The sequence below is a fragment of the Rhodospirillum sp. A1_3_36 genome (assembly GCF_047263945.1).
Lineage (GTDB): Bacteria > Pseudomonadota > Alphaproteobacteria > Rhodospirillales > Rhodospirillaceae > Rhodospirillum.
The window spans coordinates 45,590-66,722 of the sequence record NZ_JBLAVB010000011.1; the positions used below are offsets into that span (position 1 = coordinate 45,590).

Consider the following 21,133-nt stretch of genomic DNA (forward strand, 5'->3'; position numbering starts at 1 on the left):
CCAAGATGGGACCCCACTTGGCCTTGATGCTCAACGTGTTCCAGAACGGCTCCCCAGAGTCCCCAGAACACCTCCCGCAAGGACGACCGTCACTCCCGCCAGCCCGAAAACAAGCTGGGAGAAAGCCGTTTCGTAAACCGTGACCTAGGTTGCTCCGGAAACCGAGGACAAAGCCGCTCCCGCGCCAACCAGATCCCCCATCGCCAGGCGGGCTTTTACGCGCCATAAGGCGCGGCGGCCACTTGGTCGCTTCCAAGGCGCGGTGAGTCAAACTCACCGCACCCTGGTATATATGCCCGACTTCCTCGCGCGAGACGCCCTGGAGGATGGGCGGTTGCAGGTGGTGCTTGGGGAGTCCGTCCGGGATTGGGGCCAGTTCACGGCCCTTTGGCCCAGCAACCGGGGATTGGCCCCAAAGGTTCGTGTGTTCCTGGTTTCTGAAATGAAACAGCCCCATCCAAAGATGGGGCTGTTTCATTTTCGGTAGGAAGAGGAAGGGCCGTTAAACGGAACCTTCCACCCACTCGATCAACTTGGTGCGGGGCAGTGCGCCGATTTTGGTCGCGGCAACCTGACCGTTCTTGAAAATCATCAGGGTCGGAATACCGCGGACACCGTATTTGGACGGAGTCTGGGGGTTTTCGTCGATATTGATCTTGGCCACGGTGACCTTTTCGGCCAAGGAGGTGGACAGTTCTTCCAAAATCGGGGCGATCTGGCGGCAGGGGCCACACCACTCCGCCCAGAAATCGACCAGGACGGCGCCGTCAGCCTTTAGGACATCCTCGTCGAAAGAGGCGTCGGAAACCTGCTTCATCTCATTCTTCCTTTCTAGCGCTAGGGCGAGATCACCTGTCGTCGGTCCAACCCCAGCCGGATCGTCGTTCCAGAATGTAGGGGTCCGACTCCGGCTTCGTCAAGATAGGGGCAAGATATGGGTCAGATCCCGGGGCGCGGGACAGCCATTCTTCACCCAAGACCCCGGGCTTTTTTTACGAGCCAAGACGGACTGCCTCTTCCTCCAATTGCTCTCCGGGCAGTTCCAAGGCAAAGGGACCATCGGTCCAAAGCAGCAGACACCGAATAGACCGATCCGGAAAGAGGGTTTTCAACAAAGCCCGATAGGCGGCCATCTGGATCATATAAACCCGCTCCACGCCGTCGATGGTGCGCGGTGGGGGCCGGTTGGTCTTGAAGTCGACGACCAGCACGGCTTCCGCCGTCACCGCCAGCCGGTCCACCTGACCGCTGACCGCATGACGCCCCACCAACCCCACCAAGGGTACCTCCGCCCGGGACCCCGGTGCGAAGACCGACGCAAAGGACGGATCGTCCAGCACGGCCAAAGTTTCCCCCGCCAGGGCGTCGATCTCCTCCTCCGTCAAGGCCCAGGCTGGACGGGCGAGGTAGCGTCGGGCCGCCAGGGCGCGCTCGCCCGGTGCCAGATCGGGCAGGAGTTGGAGCAATCGGTGGATCAACCGCCCCCGCTGGAACCGGCGCGGGTCCGAACCGCCCTCCAGGGGCGAGCGGGCCGGGGGCTCCTCTCCCGCATGGGACGGGGCCAGGGGGCGGGAGGGCGTTGGTTCTGGCAAGGCGGGCAAGGCGGCCCATTCGGGAAGAAGCGGCGGTGCTTCGGTCCGAGCCCGGCTTTTCTTGACCTCCACCGCTTTGGCTTGGGGCAAACGGTAACGCAGAACTTCCGTTTCCTCGGTAACACCCGCGTCTTCGAGGAAAGCGGCGGTCTCGGGCTTGGCAATCCGGGCCATGGCCCCTTCGATGAATCGATACCAGCAATCCTCTGGCGGGGCACGCAGGGTTTCCCAGCCACAAACGTACAGCCGGTCTGCGGCCCGGGTCATGGCCACGTAAAGCAAACGCCGGTATTCCTGGTCCTGGTCGGCCTTGGCCCTGTCGAACAGCATGGTCACCGTCTCATCCTTGTCCGCAGCCGGCGGACTCCAGAGGGGCAGTTCTTTGCCATCGGCGTCGGTATGCCACAGCAGCAGATCCGTTCCCTTCGGCTTGGCCATGGTGTCAGGCAGGAAGACGATCGGCGCTTGCAGCCCCTTCGACCCATGGACGGTCATGATCCGCACGGCCTGGGGCGTTCCCTGGTCCAAGTCGCGCTTGATCTGGATATCCCCCTGCTCCAGCCAATGGACGAAGGCCTGAAGAGAGGGCGGCATGACCCCTTCGTGGGACAGGGTGAGCGCAAGGAATTCGTCGATGGGGTCCTCCGCCTCCGGCCCCAGGCGGGACAACAACCGTTTCCTCCCATTATCCGGCCCGTCGAGCACATGGGCATAAAACTCATGGGGCGCCAGACGCCCGGCCAGATCACGCAGGGGTTCGATCACGCCATAGGCCCGGCCGAACGCATTGTCGGCCCCCTCTTGCGCCTTGAGTCGATGCCAGAGGCGCTCCCCTTTTCGCCTCGCCCGGGCCAGGGTGAACAGGTCGTCCTCCGACAGGCCCACCAACGGCCCCTTGAGCACACTGGCGAGCGTCAGGTCATCTTCGGGCAACAGCAGGGCCTTGCCGAGCGCGAGCAAGTCCATGACCGCGAGTTGGTCGGCCAACGTCATGCGGTCCACTCCGGCCACGGCCACGCCCTCGTCCTTGAGGGCGGAGACCAGATCTGTCTCGAACCCGCCCCTGCGCCGCACCAGAACCATGATATCGCCGGGGCCGATGGGGCGCCCCTGGCTTTCCAGTATCTCCGTTCCAGCCGTCATATGTTTGATGCGCCGGGCCATCAGCTTGGCCAGCTTGACCCGGGCACTTTCCAGGTCGATACGCTCCACCGGCGGCTTCCAGGGTTCGACGGTGACCTTGGTGGTGGCTTTCACCGGCGGCCAAAGTTCCACCAGCCCCCCCTCCCCCTGGCGGAAGGCGATATGGGTGAAATCCTCCCCGGGCAGGACCACGCCATCCCGGGCCGGGTCCGTATCGAAGACGGCATTGACCACGTCCAGAACCGCCGCAGTGGACCGGAAGGAGGTATTGAGCGGCACTTCGGCGAACCGTCCGCCAACGCCCCCTACCTGTCCGGAAAAATGCTGGCGGGAGGCTTCGAAGGACCGGGGGTCGGCCCCCTGGAAGCCATAGATCGATTGCTTGCGGTCACCCACGGCAAAAACCGTGCGGGGTCGGTCCTGGGGCCATTGGGCGGCGTCGGAGAAGAACTCCCCAGCCAGGGCCTTGGCGATGGCCCATTGATCGGGGCTGGTGTCCTGGGCTTCGTCGATCAGCAGGTGGTCGATACCGCCATCCAGTTTGTACAATACCCAGGCCGCTGCGGTTCCCCCCTCCAGCAGGCGGCGGGCAGCGAGGATCAGGTCCTCATAGTCCATGCGACCGGCGGACCGCTTGCGCCGCTGGTACTCGCCGAGCATCGCATCAACCAGGGTCATCAGAGCTTCCGTGGCCTGGGCGGTGGCGACAGAGCACAACCGCTCCCGGGTTCGGAAGACACGGATCTGTTCCTTTTTCAGGATGTCCAGAGTCCCCGGGCGGGCGGTCTCCACCCTCTTGGTGGCCAACGGCTTCTTGGTCATCTCGCCTTTCTGGGTGAGGAAGGCAGTTTCATAGACGGGATGGAGGGCCATTCGGGCCTCAAGGTCGGCTTCGGCCAGGAAAGCGGCCAGGGCGATGCCCCGCTCCTGGTCCGTCTTGCTCCCCTCCATCAGGGCGCCCGCGCAGGAGCGCAGGGCTTCGACGTCATAATTGGCTTCGTCGCAACAGGCCCGAAGCAGGCTGTCTTCCGTATCCTCCGGCCCGATACCGAGCAGGGCACGGACGGAGCGCCCCAGAGCTTCCGGGCCGCCCTGGGCACGCAAGGCGTCCAGCAGGCGGCCCCGCTTTCCCGCCAGGGTGGCCATCACCTCGTTGAAACGCAGTTCGTTCAGGTGGGAGGTGACCTCCGCCAGGGCCAGCGCGAGGGTCGGATCGCCGTAGCCGCTTTCCCCCTCCCGGGCGCGCAACAGGATGGTTTCCCGGGCGGCCAGTTGCAGGGCCTGGGCCTCCCGGTCGTCGAGGATCTCGAAATGGGGGGCGATGCCCGCCTCCAGGGGAAAGCGGCGGAGCAGGGATTGGCAAAAGCCGTGGATGGTCTGGACCTTCAGCCCGCCCGGGCAGTCCAGCACGCTGGCAAACAGGCGCCGGGCGCGAGCCGACAGGATCTCGGCGTCCCGGAGGTCGGCGGGAAAGTCCTCGCCCATCAGGGTGGTCAGTTTGTCCTGCAGGGCCTCATCCGCCATGGTCGCCCATCCGGCGAGCACATGGGAGACCCGGTTGGCCATTTCTGCGGCGGCGGCCTTGGTGAAGGTCAGGCAAAGCAATCGCTCGGGCCGGGTCCCATCAAGCAGCAGGCGAAGCACCCGGTCGGTGAGGACCTTGGTCTTGCCCGTGCCCGCGCTGGCCGCCACCCAGGCGGAGGCCTTGGGGTCGGCGGCGCGCCGTTGCATGCGGCCAGGATCAAGAACTTGGTTCATTCGCCGTCCTCCCCGTCGGCCCATTCCTTGACCCGGGCCAGATGTTGATAGGGGTTGAAGCGGGGGGCATGGTCCGGATGGGGTCGGGCCAAATAGGGCGTCTCCGGATGATCGAACGCGGCGATCAGGTTGGACAGCCCCTCCAGCGCCGTCTTGGCGGCTCCGGCGGGATCGTCGGTGGCCGGACGGATCTCCCCGCCCTTCTTGTCGCCCCGCAGCTTCCAGAAGGCCAGTTCGCTCACCGGATGGGGGGGCACACCGGGGAAGGCACCCGCTGTGGCCAAGGCGGCCTCCAGGGGCAACTGGGGTGCCAGACCGGCATCCACTTCCCTGCGAGCTGGCGGCGTACCCGTCTTGTAGTCGAGCACGGCCAGGGTGCCGTCGGTCAGCACGTCAATGCGATCAGCAGTGGCACTCAGGGTGAAGGGCCCGCCAGGCCCCTCCAGGGTGAGGACCCCTTTCAGCTCGGCATGGACCTCGACGATACGGTCCCGGCGGGCACGTTCCTGGTCGGCGAACCATTTGGCCACCCGTTGGAACCGGGGCCACCAAAAGGCCCGGACGCCGGGGCGGGCCATCTGCTCGGCGAAAACCTCCCGGCCCAATTGGTCCAGGATCTCCTCCGGATCGCCGGGCAGGCCACGCGGATAGTCCTTGGCGAAGCGCTCCAGGGTCTCGTGCACCAAGTTGCCGTAATCGGCGGCTCCGGGGTCAGCCTCCAAGGGGTCCAGCTCCTTCAGACCCAGGATGAATTCGGCGTAAAGTGCATAGGGGTCGCGCATCCAGGTTTCGATGCGGGTCACCGACAGGCGGCGGGGACGGTCGGCGAGCGGTGGCGTCGGATGCGGGCGGGCGCCCCGCTGCGGTGGCCCCTCCGGCTGTTCCAAGGCCCGCGCCCAGGTCAGCAGATGAGTGCCCCGAACCTTGGCGTCCTCCCACTCATCGCGGAGTCCGGCGGCTTCCACCACCGCATCTAGCCGGGTGATCCAGCGCGAGGGCACCGTCGGGGCACCATCCACCTTGCCCGAGCGGGAGAGGATCACTTCCGGCGCATGCAGAGCCTGGGCCACGTCATGGGCGGCAAGACCCACCCGCCGCTCCGGTTGGGGGAGCCCGACCTGTTGGAGCATGGGGCGGCTCATCCAGGGGCCGGTGTCCACTTGAGCGGGCCAGGTGCCCTCGTTCAGCCCCCCCAGCACGGTGACATCGGCCCGTTGCAGGCGGGCTTCCAGGGGACCCCAAATGAACAAGCGGGAATGAAGATCCCGGCGGGGCCGCACGGGCAGCCCGCCCATCAGGGCGTCCAATAGGGCCGGGTAGTGGCGGGGCTCGATGGGACCCAGGTGGATTGCGGCTTCGGTCAGATCAGCGGCGAGGTGGGCGGCAGCCTCCCCCGCGTCGCCAGCCCACAAGCGACTGGCCCCGGGAATCGGTTGGCCGAATTCCGCCGAGGCCGCCAACCCCTCGCAAAAGCGCATATGGGGTTCCAGGAGTTCAGCGAAGGGCCTGGCCTCTCCGGTCATCACCTCGAGGAAGGGGGCGGCCAGGGCCTCCAGCCCGTCGAGCCAGGGGCCGAGGCGCTCGGCCAGACTCCGTTCTCCGGGCGCCGCTTCGCCCCTTTCCTGCCGTAGCTTGTCCCGCCCGGCGATGGCCGCGCGCAAACCAGAGAAGCCCGAATCGGGTCTGGGGCCGCGCAGCACCTCCCGGTCCAGCAAGCGCAATTTGGCGCGGAAGGCCCCCACCTCCTCTCCCCCAGCGGCCAGGGGGTGTTGGAGCAGGGACAACAGGGCGATTGGTCCCATTTGATCGGCCACGGCTTCCGCGGCCAAGCGCAAAAAAGCCCCCACGGGGGTCTGGGCAAGCGGACGCCCGGCGCTGTCGTCGACCTCCACCCCCCAGCGCCCCAAGGCGGCAACCACGCGCCGCGCCAAGGCCCGGTCCGGCGTCACAAGGGCGGCGGTGCGCCCATCGGTCTCCAGAGCCTCACGCAGGATCAAGGCGATGGCTGCGGCCTCATCCCGGGGACCCGGGGCGTCGATCAGGGTCACCCCGTCGAGGGCCCCGGCAAAGGCCTCTCGACGGGTCACCAACTCCCGCCAGTTATCCGTGGTTGCTGCCGGCCGCATGGCTTCGGCCACCAGCAGCGCCCGGGCGGACTGACTGTCTGTCAGGATGGTCCGCGCGCCATGGAAGTCGGCGACTTCGGTCCGATCGAGCCCCAGGCGGTCCAGCAGACGCTTCATCCCCGCCTGGGGGTGGGTATCCTCGATGGCCTCCCAGGACGCATCGTCCATGGTCCGGTCCAGCCCAGGCAAGACCACCTGCCCCTCGGGCAAGCTGGCGATGACGGCCAACAGCTCCCGGGTCGCAGGAATGGAGCCCGTGGACCCCGCCGCAATGACCGGACCGGGTGGGGCATGACGCTCCCAGGCCCGGGCTTGGGCAGCCAAGACCCGGTCGCGGTGTTCTGCGGGGTCCAGATGCCCCATTTCCTCCAGGATCAAAGGCCAAGCCTGTGTCAGGAGGCCAAGAAAGGTCAAGGTCTGGCGCCAATGCTCCGCCAGGGGAGAATCCTCCGGCACCAGGGCGCCCAGTGTCTCCAAACCGACCCGCTCTGTCTGGGCTTGGTCAAGCAAACGTCCCAGATCCAGAGCGAGCCGTGCCGCCTGAGCCGGGGTCATGTCACTGTCCCGGGCCAAAATAAGACGGGTCAGCAAGATCTGCCGGGTCAGGCCCGGCAAGGCAGGAGGCAAATCGAGCACACTCCCCACGGCAGGACCCAGCATGTCCATTGCGGCCGCCTCATCCTCCTCCAGGTCACCCAGGGGCAGGATGCGCGGCAGGAGGGCTGCAGCACCCCCCTGAACCCGCAAAAAGGCCTCGTGCAAGCCCCGGCAGGCCCGCCGGGTGGGCAGCAGGACAGTGACCCGAGTCGCAGCCAAAGGGTCCTCCGCCCTGTCCCCAAGGGAGGCGAGGATGCCCCGGGCGAGAGTATCAAGAAACGGGGGACCAGGAGGCAGGGTGGCAACCCGCAGTGTGAAAGACCTGTCGGACAAGGGCGGCGCCTCGCGTCTGTGAATGGCAGGGGGAGCCCCCTTCTGAAAGGGCAGGTTCAGACAAGAGGATACCGACCAACATCCTTCCGGAAAAGCACTGCCTACAGATCTCCACCGATAATTTGTAGCTGACCAAAACCTATACTTCCCGCTCCCACCCCAATAGACCATTCCCGTGATCGGAAAGGCTCAACGAACGGCCGGAAAGCCCTGGAAAGGAACGTTATATCACTTTCGACACGAGTTTTATGGTACTTTTATACGAGCGTTGTGCACCCCGGTCTTTTTGGTTAGTTTGTATCTGATTTGTTGCTTTGCGGCTCCGCCCCGGAGAGAACTCTTGGAAGCGTGCCGAAAACGCCTGCCGACACGGGAGGCAGGCCAGACGTCTTAATGAAAATCGCGTGGAACAATGAACCACGCTGGAATGAGGGTAACGTGGATATTTCCTCCGGCCACGGTGTTGCTGGCGAAAAACAGAATTCTTCGGGACAGGTGGGCGCCATTTTGAGGGCTGCCCGGCAACGACTGGGTGAACCGCTGGAAAGCGCTGCTGAAACCCTACGAATCAGGCAATCCTATCTGCTCGCCATCGAAGAGGGTCGCTATGGCGACCTGCCCGGTGTGGCCTATGCGATCGGATTTGTAAGGGCCTATGCCGACCACCTTGGCTTGCATGCCGAGGAAGTGGTCCGCCGGTTCAAGGAAGAAAGCCAAAGCCAGGCTGTCTCCAATGCCCTTGACTTTCCCTCTCCAACCAACGAAGGGGGATTGCCCGCAGGAGCCATGGTGGCCTTCGCTCTGGTTCTGGCAATCGGAGCCTATGGCGCTTGGTACTGGGTGTCCACTTCCGACAAACCCGTTGCGGAACTCATCCCTGACATTCCAGAACGTCTGGCCTCAATGGTCAGTGGGGATGAAGCCAAAGACGAAGACGCTAAAGACGTCGTTCAACCGGAGCTGGCTCGGCCCGAGCCCCAGTCGGAACCGGTAGAGGAGACCGCGCCGGAACCGTCAGTGGCCACAGCCCCCCAAGTGGGGGGCGAGACAGGGACCAAGGCGTCCGATAGCGCTGTTACCGAAAACGACCCCATGGCCCCCCTGAGCAATGACTTGGGGACCCGGGCCGCCAACGGTCCCGGCACAGAGCCAGATGACGGCCAACCAGACACAGCTGACCTCGCCGAACCACAATCCACCCAAGCGGCACCTGCGGTGGGCGAAACGGCCACACCACTGCCACAAAAGAAGCCGACACCCGAGTCCGAAAGTCCCGCAGGTGAGGCCGTTCCGCTAGAGGCGTCGCCCGAACCTGTTGGCGAACGAAAGCCAGACACAGCACCCAAACCGGAACCGACACCCACAGCGGAAACCGAACCGAAGCCAGCAACCGAAACGCCCCCCGAACCGGCCCCCGAACCGGCCCCAAAAGACGATCCTGCTCCGAAGCCTGAACCTGCTCCGCCGCCAGCACCCGAGCCGGATGTCAACGCGGGAACCGCCCCTCCTCCCCCTTCCACAGCCGAGGTAGAGGAGACAGCCCGCATCGAATCCTTCGTGGGCCAAGACGCCCCAGCTGCCGTAACGGCCAAAAGTCAAGGGTCGCGCACGGTCTTGCGGGCCACCAACGACTCCTGGATCCAGGTGCGCAAAGGAGGCGACTTGATCGTACGACGACTGCTCCGGGCCGGTGACATTTATGCTGTCCCCTTGATTGATGGGCTGAGCCTGAATGTGACCAATGCTGGCGCACTGGAAGTCTACGTGGATGGCAAGCGTGCACCGTCCCTGGGTCCAGCGGGCGCGGTTCGGAACAATATACCCCTATCGGCGAACCGGTTGAAATCTGGTCGGTGATGACGCTATGTAAGGCGCGAGAACGGGGTGCCCAAAAGCCCTCCAGGTCATTCGGTTGAGTCGAAGGGATCCCTGACACCTCTGATAGGATGAGGTGCCCGACCCGTTCCCAGATCAAGTATGAGAGTGCCTTCGAGGCCAAGCTGGACCGCAAAGTGGCCCAACTTGATCTCGGAGCACTCCAGGTCCAGGCGGAAAGTGAACCGAAAGTCTTCACGTCCGTCCACTGGCGCGGACCAAAAGACGCCTCTCGTTTCCACGTGCTCGAGCCTGAGGGTCGGGCCCAAGGGTCCGAGATGTTTTCATCGAAGCGGGCCGAATGGCCCAGCATGTGTCCAATTGAACCACTGGCCACCCAAGGGGGTCTTCCATGTCTGTCCGTCCCTATCGCGATATTTCCCGCCGCGTGTCCCGTAAAATCCGTGTGGGATCGGTCTTTGTGGGCGGGGACGCGCCGATCAGCGTGCAAACCATGACCAACACGTTGACCACCGACGTGGCTGCGACCGTGGCCCAGATCCGCCGGGCCGAAGAGGCAGGTGCTGATATCGTCCGCGTCTCCTGCCCCGACGAGGAAAGCACGGCTGCCCTGAAGGACATCATCAAGCAGGTTTCCGTTCCCATCGTCGCCGATATCCACTTCCACTATAAGCGCGCCATCGAAGCCGCCGAGGCAGGCGCCGCCTGTCTGCGCATCAATCCCGGCAATATCGGCTCGGCCGACCGGGTGCGGGATGTGGTCAAGGCCGCCAAGGACCATGGCTGTTCCATGCGGATTGGCGTGAACGCCGGATCCCTGGAAAAGCACCTGCTGGAGAAATATGGCGAGCCCTGCCCCGAGGCCATGGTGGAAAGCGCCCTGGACCACGCGCGCATCCTCGAAGACAACGATTTCACCGAATTCAAAATCAGCGTGAAGGCCAGTGACGCTTTCCTGGCCGTCGCCGCCTACATGGGGCTGGCCGAGGCCTGCGATTACCCCCTGCATCTGGGCATCACCGAAGCCGGTGGCCTGCGCGGCGGCACCGTAAAATCCGCCATCGGCATCGGCAACATGCTTTGGGCCGGGATTGGCGACACCCTGCGCGTCTCGCTCTCTGCAGTGCCCGAGGAGGAGGTGAAGGTTGGCTTCGAGATCCTGAAGTCCCTGAACCTGCGCCATCGCGGTGTCCGAGTGGTGTCCTGCCCCTCCTGCGCCCGTCAGGGCTTCGATGTCATCAAAACTGTGGAAATCCTGGAAAACCGCCTATCCCATATCCGGACCCCGATCACCCTTTCGATCATCGGCTGCGTGGTGAACGGCCCCGGTGAGGCCCGGGAGACGGACATCGGACTGACCGGTGGCGGTAATCTGGCCAAGGATGGCGCAAACAAGGTCTATATCGCCGGCCTACCGGACCACACCATCAACAACGATAAGATGGTGGATCACTTGGTCGGGCTGGTGGAACAGAAGGCCGCCGAAATCGAGGCCGCAGAAGCCGCTCGCAAGGCCCAAGCAGAGGCAGAGAGCAAGGAAATCGTCGGCGCCGCCGAGTAGACCGATAAGGCACCCCCAAGAGCGACGCCCCAGGAGCAAAGCCCCAAAGGAGTGACGTCAATGAACCGTCGTCACTCTTTCTCCTTAGCTGCGGCGGCTTGGACCATGACAACGGCCAAGCCTTCGTTGAAAGCGCGACGGAGAAGATCTCCCCGTTTAGAGTTGTGAAAACAGGCGTACAGGCTTTTCACGTCCAAGGCCCTTGCGTTGAACTGAAGTCGCCCGGCGAGATCCAGGGTCTCCGGATTTTCAGTCAACAGGAAGGTCAGGAGATCCCGGTCAATAACCGCCAGATCCAAGCGTCCTGCCTCGACCTTCCGCAGGTTCATGACGTCGGTCACGACCGACTCCACGGTTAATGTTCCTTTCTCCACGGCCCTATCGAAGGTCTCCCCGTTGATATAGCCCTTGACGACACCAATGGGGCGATCGGCGAGGTCATCCAGGGTTTTCCAGGAAACCGGTGCGTCGACCCGCTCCACGAACCCCAGGACACTGGCTTGGAAGGGGTGAGAGAGAACGCAGTTCCGATCCCTGGCCCCGTAGACCGGAAACACGGCATCCACATATCCCATCGTCGTCATATCCACCGCTCGACGCCAGGGCAGGAAGGTCACCGCCGTATCTAGTCCCTCAATTTCCAGCGAGCGCCTCACGATCCCCGTCGACGTTCCGCCATCAGGTAAATCCTGGCCTGTGAAGGGGGGCCAATACAAGGTGGTCAGAGTCACCGGTTGGGTCAAGTCCGATCGGGTTGATTGGGCCAGGGCCGTTCCCTCCCCCCCTGCCCCCGCCAAAAGACCGAAGGGCATGCCCAAGACCAGAGCAACCCCCAGGGACACCACTGCCAGAGGCTTTGAGCCGGTCCAGCGTCCAAGCGAACTCAGGCGCGTGAAAAATCTATCGCCGCACATGTTCGATCCTCGGTTTCCCATTACCCCGCAAGTGTCACGCATTCCGCTGTCGAAGGAAACAATTATTTCTATTACGACATGAATGGCGTTAAGAAATCGCCCTCCTCTCGCTTGATCTCGGAGCACTCTAGGACCTGCGTTTGAGATTGGGCGAACAAAGGTCAATGCGGCGGCACCTGTCCTATGGTGTAAGATGGGATCCCATAAGGAGGAGACAGCCATGCCAAACAATGAGAGAATGGTGTCATGCCCGGCCTGCGGAGCCGTCAACCGCCTGCCCGCCACCCGTCCTGCCGAAATGGGGCGGTGCGGCAAATGCAAGGAGGGCCTTTTTCCCCAGACCCCCATGGTCCTGACGGGAAAAGCCCTGTTCCATGCGGTGGAAAGCGACCATATCCCCCTGCTCGTGGACTGTTGGGCACCCTGGTGCGGCCCCTGCCGAAGCTTCGCCCCCACGTTCGAGCGGGCAGCGGCCGAGTTGCGTCCCCGGATCCGCCTCGGCAAACTGAACACGGAAGAGGAACAGGCTGCGGCGACCCGCCTGGGCATCCGCTCCATCCCCACTTTGCTGCTCTTCGACCGGGGGCAGGAAGTCGCCCGGATGAGCGGCGCCCTGCCCCTGCCCGACCTGCTGCGCTGGGTGTCTGAGAACGCAGGTCTGTGATGGCTGTCCCTGGCGGCGGTGGGTCACAAACCCATCACCCCTTGGTCCCACCCGTCTCTGGGTCTATAAGGGCGTCATCCAACGACCACCTCTTTTGCTTTGGAGTGCGCGAGACCGATGATTCCCCGCTATAGCCGCGAGCGCATGGCCGCCATTTGGGCGCCAGAAAACAAATTCCGCATCTGGTTCGAGATCGAGGCCCATGCCTGCGACGCCCTGGCCGAGATCGGTGTGATCCCCAAGGATGCCGCAACGACCGTCTGGGAAAAGGGGAACCTGCCCTATACCGCCGAACGGGTCGCCCGCATCGATGCCATCGAAGCCGAAGTCAAACACGACGTCATCGCCTTCCTCACCGAACTGGCGGAACATGTGGGCGAACCCTCCCGCTTCATCCACCAGGGCATGACCAGCTCAGACGTGTTGGACACCTGCCTGGCCGTGCAGCTCACCCAGGCCGCAGACCTTCTATTGGAGGACCTGGATGGTCTCTTGGCCGCACTGAAGGAGCGGGCCTTCGAACACAAGATGACCGTCTGCATGGGCCGCAGCCATGGCATCCACGCCGAACCGGTGACCATGGGCCTGAAGTTCGCTGGATTCCACGCCGAATTCCAACGCGCCCGCGCCCGTCTGATCGCCGCTCGGGAGGATATCGCCACCTGCGCCATCTCCGGTGCTGTAGGCACCTTCGCCAATATCGATCCCCGGGTGGAGGAGCATGTGGCCGCCAAGCTCGGCCTGAAGCCCGAGCCCCTGTCCACTCAGGTGATCCCCCGGGACCGCCACGCCCAGTTCTTTGCCGTCCTGGGCGTCATCGCCTCTTCGGTCGAGCGCGCCGCCATCGAGATCCGGCACCTGCAGCGCACCGAAGTGCGCGAGGTGGAGGAATTCTTCTCCAAGGGTCAGAAGGGCAGCTCGGCCATGCCCCATAAGCGCAATCCGGTGCTGACCGAAAACTTGACGGGTCTGGCCCGTATGGTGCGGTCCTATGCCCTGCCGGCCATGGAGAATGTGGCCCTGTGGCACGAGCGGGACATCTCCCATTCCTCGGTTGAGCGGATGATCGGCCCCGACGCCACGGTAACTCTGGATTTCGCCCTGGCCCGTTTGACCTCTGTCATGGCCAAACTGGTCGTCTATCCCGACGCCATCGACCGCACCTTGAACCAGATGGGTGGGTTGGTCTTCAGCCAGCGCGTCCTGCTGGCCCTGACCCAGGCGGGTGTGTCGCGGGAGGACAGCTACCGCATCGTCCAACGCAACGCCATGGAAGTGTGGAACGGCAAAGGGCAGCTCCTTGACCTGCTCAAGGCCGATACCGATGTCACCGACCGCCTGAGCCTGGAACAGTTGGAAGAGGTGTTCGACCTCGGCTACCATACCAAACATGTCGACACCATCTTCCAACGCGTCTTTGGCGAATCCTGACGCCTCGCGCAAAGCCTCGGCCTCCCCCGCCATCCTGTGGGCCGTTTCCCTGGATGGCAAAGGGGGGGCCGAGGATTTCATCAACCCGGAACCCGACGCCCTGGCCGACCATCTGGCTGCGGCCAATGGAGAGACGGGTCCTCTTTGGGTCCATCTCCACCGAGAATGGGAAGGGGCGAACGCTTGGCTGAAGTCCATCAAGGCGCCGCGAACCGCCCGGCGGGACCTGCTCGCCGGTGATACCCGCCCAGACTCCGTGGCCCTGGGGGATGGGGTATTGGTCAACCTGCGCGGCGTAAACCTCAATCCCGGCGCGGAACCCGAGGATATGGTGGCTCTGCGCCTTTGGGTCACGCCCAGACTGGTCGTCTCTGCCCGCGCCAGACCAGTCAAGGCCGTACAAGACATCCGCGCTCAACTAAAGCACGGCTATGGTCCCTTGGATGCGGGGGGGATCACTGGAACCCTCGCCTTGGCCCTGGCCGACCGCATGCAGCCCTTCCTGCTGGAACTGTCTGATTCCATCTACGACCTGGATGAGCGGGACGAGATCCTGGGCAACGAAACCCCGGACGGGGACCGGGATTTGGAGGAAGAGTTGCACCAAGCCCGCTTGGATATCGTCGGTTTACGGCGCTATCTTGCGCCCCAACAGGCCGCTTTGAACCGCCTGCACAGCAGCGTCCATCCGGTTTTCACCCAGGCCAATCGGGAGACCCTCGGCATCGCTCTGAACGCCCATACCCGGCATCTGGAGGACCTGGATTCGCTCAGGGACCAAGCCGCCCTGCTACGGGATCGAATCCAGCAACGCGCCCAGGAACGCATGAACCGTGCGGTCTATCGCATGAGTCTGTTGGCGGGTGTCTTCCTTCCCCTGACCTTCATCACGGGGCTTCTAGGGGTGAACCTGGGGGGCATTCCCGGTTCGGCCTCCTCTTGGGGGTTTGGGGTCCTCTGTGGCTTGCTTGTGGCCCTGGCCGGGGGGGAATGGCTTTACCTCCGTCGAAGCGACCGGTTCAGGGACCGATAAAGCCCATCGCAAAGACCAGCAACTTTCACTCTAGAGTATCTTCGAGATCATATGATGAGAGCGGAATGGGGAAAACCAGTGATGGCACACGACAGTGTTTCGTGCTTTTTAGGCGATAGCCCAAACCTATTCTAGGGCAAATGCCCCCAAACTCCCATTTCTCTTCTAAAAATAAGAGCCTGGGGTCTGGGGCCTTTCGGCCAGTAAATGCTGGGGGTCTGGGGCCTTTCGGCCCCAGTGGGGGACATGGCAAAGCCCCGTGACTGTACAACCCCCCAATCCTGTACCGCAACCGCCTTAAATCAGAATCGATTTAAGGCGGTGAATGTGATCTGAAATCATATATGCAGAGTATCCCATGGACCGGAAAATGACTGCCCAGTTGTCCAATCGATACTCTAGCTTTTTTCCACGCCACGGATAATGCGGTCGGCCTCGTCGCGAAATTTTTGCAGCTTAATGACCAAGCGCCCTTCGGTGATGTCGACTCCCTTGGCGGTCAGATCTTGCAGAACCCTGGCAACAATCTCATCGTCCCCATGGCTGGTCAGTTCGGATTCCACCAAAGCAAGGGCATAGGCCTCCGCTGCACTGTCATCCAAGGCCATTTCCTTAGCCGCCCAGAGTCCGAAGAGCTTGTCGCGTTTCGCAGTAATGCGAAAGGTCCGCTCCTCGTCCAGATGGTACTTGGCCTCGAACCCCTGTTCCCGTTCCTCAAAGGCGTCGCTCATATCCGTTTGATCCCCTGAAAACCTTGTGTTGACGGCACCCCTTCCAACCATTTCGAAAGGGCTCAAACCGAAACTTTCCTCCAGACAGCCCACGCCCGTCCGGATCAGACCCTGGTTATACCGCTTGCCCCCAAGCGCGTGTACCCCCAAACTTCGCAGCCACAACCGAAGGAAACAGAGTCCTCGTGAGGGAAGGGGCATGATGTCGCATGTGTACCGTTGTTATTGACCGGAGGCCGGGGGAAACTTGGCCGCTTCTTCTGGCCGCCAATCGAGATGAAATGGGGGATCGGCCCTGGCTTCCGCCGGGCCGCCATTGGCCCTCCCGCCCCGAAGTCGTAGCCGGGCTGGACGAACTGGCCGGTGGAAGTTGGCTGGGTATCAACGACTGGGGCGTCGTGGCCTGTATTCTGAACCGCAAAGGCACCTTGGGCCCCCTGCCCGGAGCGCGCAGCCGTGGGGAGTTGGTCCTTGACGCCCTGGACGTGGCCGATGCCCGGGACGCCGCAGAATGCCTGGCCGATGTGGATCCCCTGGCCTACCGCCCCTTCAACTTGATCGTAGCCGACAACCGGGACGCCTATTGGATCCGCCACGCGAACCGGGAAGGGGTCGATGCCGTTGAGGTCCAGGCCCTCCCCGAAGGCCTGTCGATCCTGACAGCCATGGACCGGAACGACTGCACCGACCCGCGCATCCGGGCGTTTCTGCCACGCTTCCAGGCCGCAAAACGGCCCGATCCTGAGGCGGGCATTGAGAGCTGGCGCCCCTGGACGACCCTTTTGGCGAGCCGAACCCACGATGTTGACAAAGGTCCCTCCTCGGCCATGTGTTTCCTGACGGAAACAGGTTTCGGTACAGTCAGCTCCGCCCTGGTCGCCTTACCGTCCATAAACCGGACAGACGCCAAACCCCAGTTCTATTTCGCCAAGGCGGCACCGGATCAAACTGACTACGAACCCATTGCCCTGTAAGGAGAAATCACCCCATCGAGACAACGCACCCGGTGCGCTCTTCCTTTGCGTTTTCATGACGAAGAGTCTATAAACAGGCGATTCATCCGATCGATTGCCCCTCTTTTGCGCACTGTTTTGGTGAATCCTCCATGTAGAAATGCGTCCCGTGTGAAACGCCACCGACGCGACATTCCGATGACGTTTGGGTTTGTAGGAAGGACCATTGCCATGACTCCCAACGCCTTCAAGAATTGGCGCAAACGCCTCGGATTATCCCAAAAAGAAGCGGCGGAGGTCCTGGGCCTGAAGCGGCGCGTGGTGCAGTACTACGAAAAGGGAGAACGGGACGGCGAAAATGTGACCATTCCCAAAGCCGTCCGCCTCGCCTGCTGGGCCCTTCTACAGGGGGTGACAGACTACCAGGGCGCGCTTCAAGGTGAGGCTGTCAACACCGTCAAAGGGGGGACCGTGAAGGATGCATTGAAGACAGCCCCCAAGGAAGCCAAAAAGACCAAACCCAAAACTCCAGACCTGGGCGGAGCCGCAGAAGCCGAAGAACCGGATGAAAGAGATCCAGAGAACCAGGAGCCATCCGACAGGGATGACACCAGCGAAGGCGGTGAAGAGGCCATACCTCTCCGCCAGGCTGTCGGATCCGAAGGGTAAAGCTTACCCACTCTTTCCAAGCGAAGTCCGAGCCTGCCGATTTTGGGCGGCGATCCGGAAGGAGGCATTGGGCGCGCCGTAGCCGTCATACCCCCCTGACCGTTCCACGATCTCGAAAAAGAACCCATCCCCCCAGGTTCGGCCATAGAGCTGAAGATAGGCGCCCTCGCCGCTCTGATCCTGCAGGATATGCTCCTCTCTCAGGCGATCGGTCAGGGCTGGGTCAAGCCCCAGACGGGCCTCCAGGTCATCGTAGTAGTTCCGGGAAATCTCCAAGGGTTGGAACCCGTTTTGCCGCAGGGCTTCGGCGCTCGCGAACATATCCTTTGTCTGAAAGGCCAGATGCTGAATCGAGCACCCAGGCCCTTCCACCAGAAACCGTCCTGCGAGAGTCCGCCGGTTCTCTGCGCCGTTCAGGGTGATTCGGGGGCCGCCGTCCAAGCTTTCGATCACCTGACTGCGAATCAGTCCCGCCGGATCGACCACGTCCTGTACGGGTGTTTTTCGGGTCTGAAACAGAGTGGTGTAGAACAGGACCCACCCCGGCATATCTTCTGCCGCCATGGTCTGGGCCAAGTGATCCACCCGCGACAACCCCACGGGTCGAGGCTGCGGTGCGGGTGGGTCGAGGGGGAGGAAATCGATCTCCCGGAACCGGGAAAGCTCCTCTGACTTGTCCAGAAAGTGGATCAAACCGCCCCGCAAACCGCGGATGGCCGGAATCGCCAGTTCCCCGGGACCGGCGGGTTTGTCGGCCCCCAGGGCGCCCAAAGCGACGGCCCGCTCAAAGGTGGCTCGGGCATCATCCACCCGCAAACCGATGTCGCAAACCGTTGTGCCATGGGCCTCGAAGGCGGCTCGGGCATGGCCGGTCGTTTCCCGGTTCACCAGGATGGAGATCTCCCCCTGGTGCCAGAGCGTCACCGCCTTGGAGCGATGGAGGGCTGTCTTAGTGAACCCGAAGCGAAACAGATCCTTCTCCAGATCCTTCTCCCCCTGCTCATCCGTGGCGAACTCCACGAATTCCACGGCTTCCAGCCTCCTGGGGCCAGGCATGGGGGGGACCTCGATCCGGATGTCCGGTTCCTCCCGCCGCACCCTGTCCATCAGCCACATCAAGGAGCGGTGGCCGTCCACGGAAATGGCCTGGGGGGAGCCCCCCCGAAACTGATCGTTGAAGATTTCCAGGGACAGGGGTCCGGAGTACCCCGTGGCGGCGACGGCTCGCATGAAGTCCACCACCGGAAGGTCTCCCTCGCCGGGCATGGTCCGGAAATGGCGGCTCCAATAGAGCAGATCCATGTCGATCAAAGGGGCGTCAGCCAATTGCAGAAAAAAGATCTTGTCTCCGGGAATGGCGCGGATGGTATCGGACTCGATCTTGCGTGACAGGCTGTGGAAGCTGTCCAAGATCAGACCGACATTGGGATGATCGGCCCGGCGCACCACCTCCCAGGCGTCCCGATGGTCATTGACATGGCGGCCCCAGGCCAGCGCCTCATACCCAACCCGCAACCCCCGCTTGGCTGCCCGCTCTCCCAAGGCGTAGAAATCCGCAGCGATCCGGTCAATCCCGCCCAAGGCAATGGGGGATACGCTGGAACAGACGAGCACCAAATCCGTCCCCAGAGCCTCCATCAGGTCGAACTTGCGTTCGGCCCGGTCGAAAGCCCGGGTCCGATGGGGTTCGGGCATGCCCTCGAAATCGCGGAAGGGCTGGAACAGGGTGATCGCCAGCCCATGGTCCCGTGCCATGGCGCCCACCTCCCGGGGGGAGCCATCGAAGGCCAGGAAGTCATTCTCGAAGATCTCAATTCCATCGAAACCCGCCGCGGCGATGGCTGCGAACTTCTCCCGCAGGGTCCCCGCGATGGAGACGGTCGCGATGGAGGTCTTCAGGGGCGCGGTTTTCATCGGGGGGATCCCTCTCGGTCAGTAGCCAAACAGGCGGGGCAGGAAGGTCACCGTATCCGGCAGGAAGGTGATGACCGCCAACACAGCCACCTCCACCAGAAACAAGGGGAATATTTGCCGGGTCAGCCGCCCGATGCCGACATTGGCGATCCCCTCCGCCACGAACAGACAGAGACCGAGCGGCGGGGTGATCAAGCCAATCATCAGGTTGAAGATAACCACGATGCCAAAGTGAACCGGGTCAATGCCCAGGCTCACGGCGATGGGGGCCAGGATGGGCGCCAGAACCAGCATGGCGGCGATGCCCTCCAGAAACAGACCGACGACCAACAAAAGCACCATGACCGCCAGCAAGAAGGAGGTCTGGCTATCCACAGCCCCCAGCACCCAATCCGTCAGCATGTTGGGCACCCGGTTGTAGGTCAGGACCCAATTGGCTGCGGCGACGGCAGCGATAATGATCATAATCACCGCACTGTCCCGCATGGCTGCGGAGAAGATCCGGGGCAAGGCCGACAGCCGGATATTGCGGTAGACGACGAGACCGATGAACAGGGCATAGCCCACGGCGAAGCTGGCCGCTTCGGTCGGGGTGACAACGCCCAGCAGAATGGATCCCACGACAAAGAGCGGCATCATCAAGGGCAAGATCCCCCCCCGCAGGGCTTGAGCCGCCGTCTGACCACCGGACAGGGCCTCGGTCTCGTTGGCGTGATCGGGACTATCGACCTTGACCCAGGTCAAGACATAGGCCGACAGGAACAAAGCGAGAAGCACGCCCGGCACCACACCCGCGAGGAACAGGGCGGGAACCGAAACGCCCGTGACGGTCAAGGCGTAGATGATGACCGGGATCGAGGGCGGGATGATGGGGCCGATGATGCTCGAGGCTGCGGTCAAGGCTGCGGCGAAGTCTCGGCGGTACCCATGGCGCTCCATTTCCGGGATGAAAACCCGGCCCAGGGCGGAGGTGTCGGCGATGGCCGAGCCGGACAGACCGGCGAAGATGACGGAGGCCCAGATGTTCACCAAGGCCAACCCGGCCCGCAAACGCCCGACCAACACATTGGCGAAGGCAATAATGCGGGTGGTGATCCCGCTTTCGTTCATCAACTCCCCGGCCAGGATAAACAGGGGAATAGCCAGCAGAGGATAGGAGTTCAATCCCTTGAAGGTCTCCGTGGCAACGATCCGCAGGTGATAGGGGAAGTCCCCCATGCCCATGAAGACGGCCATGGCCGCCAGGATGGCGAAGGCCAGGGGCATGCCCAGAAGAACCAGGACGAAAAAGAGAAGGATTGCCATGGTTTCAGGCCTCCCGCGCCCAGGGCCGCTCTTCAAGGGCGGACAGGAGCTTCAACAGGGCCGCGACGGCCAGGAGGATCCCGCCAAGCGGCATGGCCGCCTGCCAAGTCCCCATGAACCCAAGCCCCTCGAGCCCCGGAATGCCGGTGGCCTCGGCCAAATCCCGCGCCGAGGAAATCAGGCCCGAAGCCTGGATCCCGCCGCGCTTCATGGCGAACATGACCCCGGAAACGGCGAACGCACTGCCCGTGCAGAGCGTGGCCAGGTCAACCAGCCGCCCGAGAACCCGCTGGCTGCGTCTGGAAAAAAGGTCGGTCACCACGGTAAAGGCGATATGCCGATCTTGCAGATATCCCAGAGTGACGCCGAACATGACGCCATAAATGGTCAGGTATACCGGTGCCTCTTCGCCCCAGGGCAGGGATCCCCCAAAGAGGTACCGACCAAGGGAGTTAAAGAAGATAACGGCGAAGACGATGACCATCATCGTTCCGGCGCCGAAGGCACAAAGCGTGGTGTACAGGCCGATAAGACGGCGAAGCCCCGACATAGTGGCGGCTCCTTGGATCACTG

At 63.0% G+C, this 21,133-nt stretch carries 16 protein-coding genes; 8 read left to right on the forward strand and 8 right to left on the reverse strand.

All coding sequences use genetic code 11. The features are described 5' to 3' along the window. The first annotated feature begins 292 nt into the window (after positions 1-292). A complete protein-coding gene (locus tag ACLIRY_RS19380; protein ID WP_413207073.1) occupies positions 293-487 on the forward strand; it encodes a hypothetical protein in 195 nt (64 codons plus the stop codon). Between the two features lie 15 nt (positions 488-502). Here ACLIRY_RS19380 and trxA read toward each other — a convergent pair whose 3' ends face one another. The 3 genes from trxA to addB all read right to left on the reverse strand — a co-directional run bounded on the left by trxA (position 503) and on the right by addB (position 7,549). After that, positions 503-817 carry a thioredoxin TrxA gene (gene trxA / locus ACLIRY_RS19385; protein WP_413207074.1) on the reverse strand — a complete coding sequence of 105 codons (315 nt, stop codon included), beginning with the start codon at positions 815-817 and terminating at the stop codon, positions 503-505. Between the two features lie 175 nt (positions 818-992). Further along, the gene (gene addA / locus ACLIRY_RS19390) at positions 993-4,493 is read right to left on the reverse strand and encodes a double-strand break repair helicase AddA (protein ID WP_413207075.1); all 3,501 of its coding nucleotides are present in this window, start codon (positions 4,491-4,493) and stop codon (positions 993-995) included. Then, complete coding sequence (addB, locus tag ACLIRY_RS19395) at positions 4,490-7,549, reverse strand: double-strand break repair protein AddB (protein ID WP_413207076.1); 3,060 nt, start codon at positions 7,547-7,549, stop codon at positions 4,490-4,492. The genes addA and addB overlap by 4 nt, the downstream gene beginning before the upstream one ends. 438 nt (positions 7,550-7,987) lie before the next feature. On the opposite strand from addB, the gene ACLIRY_RS19400 reads away from it, so the two are divergent. After that, a complete protein-coding gene (locus tag ACLIRY_RS19400) occupies positions 7,988-9,406 on the forward strand; it encodes a RodZ domain-containing protein (RefSeq protein WP_413207077.1) in 1,419 nt (472 codons plus the stop codon). 370 nt (positions 9,407-9,776) lie between these two features. Next, entirely contained in the window at positions 9,777-10,946 is a 1,170-nt protein-coding gene (gene ispG / locus ACLIRY_RS19405) for a flavodoxin-dependent (E)-4-hydroxy-3-methylbut-2-enyl-diphosphate synthase (protein WP_413207078.1), read from the forward strand. 71 nt (positions 10,947-11,017) lie between these two features. Here the strand turns inward: ispG and ACLIRY_RS19410 are convergent, their stop codons facing one another. Beyond that, positions 11,018-11,788, reverse strand: a complete 771-nt coding sequence (locus tag ACLIRY_RS19410) for a substrate-binding periplasmic protein (protein WP_413207079.1) — start codon at positions 11,786-11,788, stop codon at positions 11,018-11,020. Between the two features lie 292 nt (positions 11,789-12,080). On the opposite strand from ACLIRY_RS19410, the gene trxC reads away from it, so the two are divergent. From trxC to ACLIRY_RS19425, 3 genes are all read left to right on the forward strand, one after another. Next, positions 12,081-12,524, forward strand: coding sequence for a thioredoxin TrxC (gene trxC, locus ACLIRY_RS19415; RefSeq protein WP_413207080.1), 444 nt, complete (start codon positions 12,081-12,083; stop codon positions 12,522-12,524). Between the two features lie 117 nt (positions 12,525-12,641). Continuing rightward, the gene (gene purB, locus ACLIRY_RS19420) at positions 12,642-13,955 is read left to right on the forward strand and encodes an adenylosuccinate lyase (RefSeq protein WP_413207081.1); all 1,314 of its coding nucleotides are present in this window, start codon (positions 12,642-12,644) and stop codon (positions 13,953-13,955) included. After that, positions 13,915-14,988, forward strand: a complete 1,074-nt coding sequence (locus ACLIRY_RS19425; protein ID WP_413207082.1) for a zinc transporter ZntB — start codon at positions 13,915-13,917, stop codon at positions 14,986-14,988. The genes purB and ACLIRY_RS19425 overlap by 41 nt, the downstream gene beginning before the upstream one ends. A gap of 398 nt (positions 14,989-15,386) precedes the next feature. On the opposite strand, the gene ACLIRY_RS19430 is transcribed toward ACLIRY_RS19425, so the two are convergent. Further along, on the reverse strand, positions 15,387-15,719 hold the full coding sequence (locus ACLIRY_RS19430; protein ID WP_413207083.1) for a DUF1476 domain-containing protein: 333 nt from the start codon (positions 15,717-15,719) through the stop codon (positions 15,387-15,389). Positions 15,720-15,928: 209 nt separating this feature from the next. On the opposite strand from ACLIRY_RS19430, the gene ACLIRY_RS19435 reads away from it, so the two are divergent. Both ACLIRY_RS19435 and ACLIRY_RS19440 read left to right on the forward strand, forming a co-directional pair. Beyond that, positions 15,929-16,693: an NRDE family protein gene (locus ACLIRY_RS19435; protein WP_413207084.1), complete on the forward strand. Its 765-nt coding sequence runs from the start codon at positions 15,929-15,931 to the stop codon at positions 16,691-16,693. Positions 16,694-16,903: 210 nt separating this feature from the next. Beyond that, positions 16,904-17,341, forward strand: coding sequence for a helix-turn-helix domain-containing protein (locus ACLIRY_RS19440; RefSeq protein WP_413207085.1), 438 nt, complete (start codon positions 16,904-16,906; stop codon positions 17,339-17,341). Between the two features lie 3 nt (positions 17,342-17,344). Here ACLIRY_RS19440 and ACLIRY_RS19445 read toward each other — a convergent pair whose 3' ends face one another. The 3 genes from ACLIRY_RS19445 to ACLIRY_RS19455 are packed head-to-tail and all read right to left on the reverse strand — an operon-like array spanning position 17,345 to position 21,110. Next, entirely contained in the window at positions 17,345-19,255 is a 1,911-nt protein-coding gene (locus ACLIRY_RS19445) for a bifunctional sugar phosphate isomerase/epimerase/4-hydroxyphenylpyruvate dioxygenase family protein (RefSeq protein ID WP_413207086.1), read from the reverse strand. Between the two features lie 18 nt (positions 19,256-19,273). Next, complete coding sequence (locus ACLIRY_RS19450; RefSeq protein ID WP_413207087.1) at positions 19,274-20,560, reverse strand: TRAP transporter large permease; 1,287 nt, start codon at positions 20,558-20,560, stop codon at positions 19,274-19,276. A 4-nt stretch (positions 20,561-20,564) separates the two neighbouring features. Then, the gene (locus ACLIRY_RS19455; protein WP_413207088.1) at positions 20,565-21,110 is read right to left on the reverse strand and encodes a TRAP transporter small permease; all 546 of its coding nucleotides are present in this window, start codon (positions 21,108-21,110) and stop codon (positions 20,565-20,567) included. Positions 21,111-21,133 lie beyond the last annotated feature (23 nt).

Coding starts and splice junctions, on each gene's coding strand:
- addA (WP_413207075.1), bottom strand. CDS start 4,493: ATGAACCAAGTTCTTGATCCTGGCCGCATGCAACGGCGCGCCGCCGAC.
- ACLIRY_RS19450 (WP_413207087.1), bottom strand. CDS start 20,560: ATGGCAATCCTTCTCTTTTTCGTCCTGGTTCTTCTGGGCATGCCCCTG.
- ACLIRY_RS19445 (WP_413207086.1), bottom strand. CDS start 19,255: ATGAAAACCGCGCCCCTGAAGACCTCCATCGCGACCGTCTCCATCGCG.
- ispG (WP_413207078.1), top strand. CDS start 9,777: ATGTCTGTCCGTCCCTATCGCGATATTTCCCGCCGCGTGTCCCGTAAA.
- ACLIRY_RS19430 (WP_413207083.1), bottom strand. CDS start 15,719: ATGAGCGACGCCTTTGAGGAACGGGAACAGGGGTTCGAGGCCAAGTAC.
- ACLIRY_RS19435 (WP_413207084.1), top strand. CDS start 15,929: ATGTGTACCGTTGTTATTGACCGGAGGCCGGGGGAAACTTGGCCGCTT.
- trxA (WP_413207074.1), bottom strand. CDS start 817: ATGAAGCAGGTTTCCGACGCCTCTTTCGACGAGGATGTCCTAAAGGCT.
- trxC (WP_413207080.1), top strand. CDS start 12,081: ATGCCAAACAATGAGAGAATGGTGTCATGCCCGGCCTGCGGAGCCGTC.
- ACLIRY_RS19380 (WP_413207073.1), top strand. CDS start 293: ATGCCCGACTTCCTCGCGCGAGACGCCCTGGAGGATGGGCGGTTGCAG.
- purB (WP_413207081.1), top strand. CDS start 12,642: ATGATTCCCCGCTATAGCCGCGAGCGCATGGCCGCCATTTGGGCGCCA.
- ACLIRY_RS19425 (WP_413207082.1), top strand. CDS start 13,915: ATGTCGACACCATCTTCCAACGCGTCTTTGGCGAATCCTGACGCCTCG.
- ACLIRY_RS19455 (WP_413207088.1), bottom strand. CDS start 21,110: ATGTCGGGGCTTCGCCGTCTTATCGGCCTGTACACCACGCTTTGTGCC.
- ACLIRY_RS19440 (WP_413207085.1), top strand. CDS start 16,904: ATGACTCCCAACGCCTTCAAGAATTGGCGCAAACGCCTCGGATTATCC.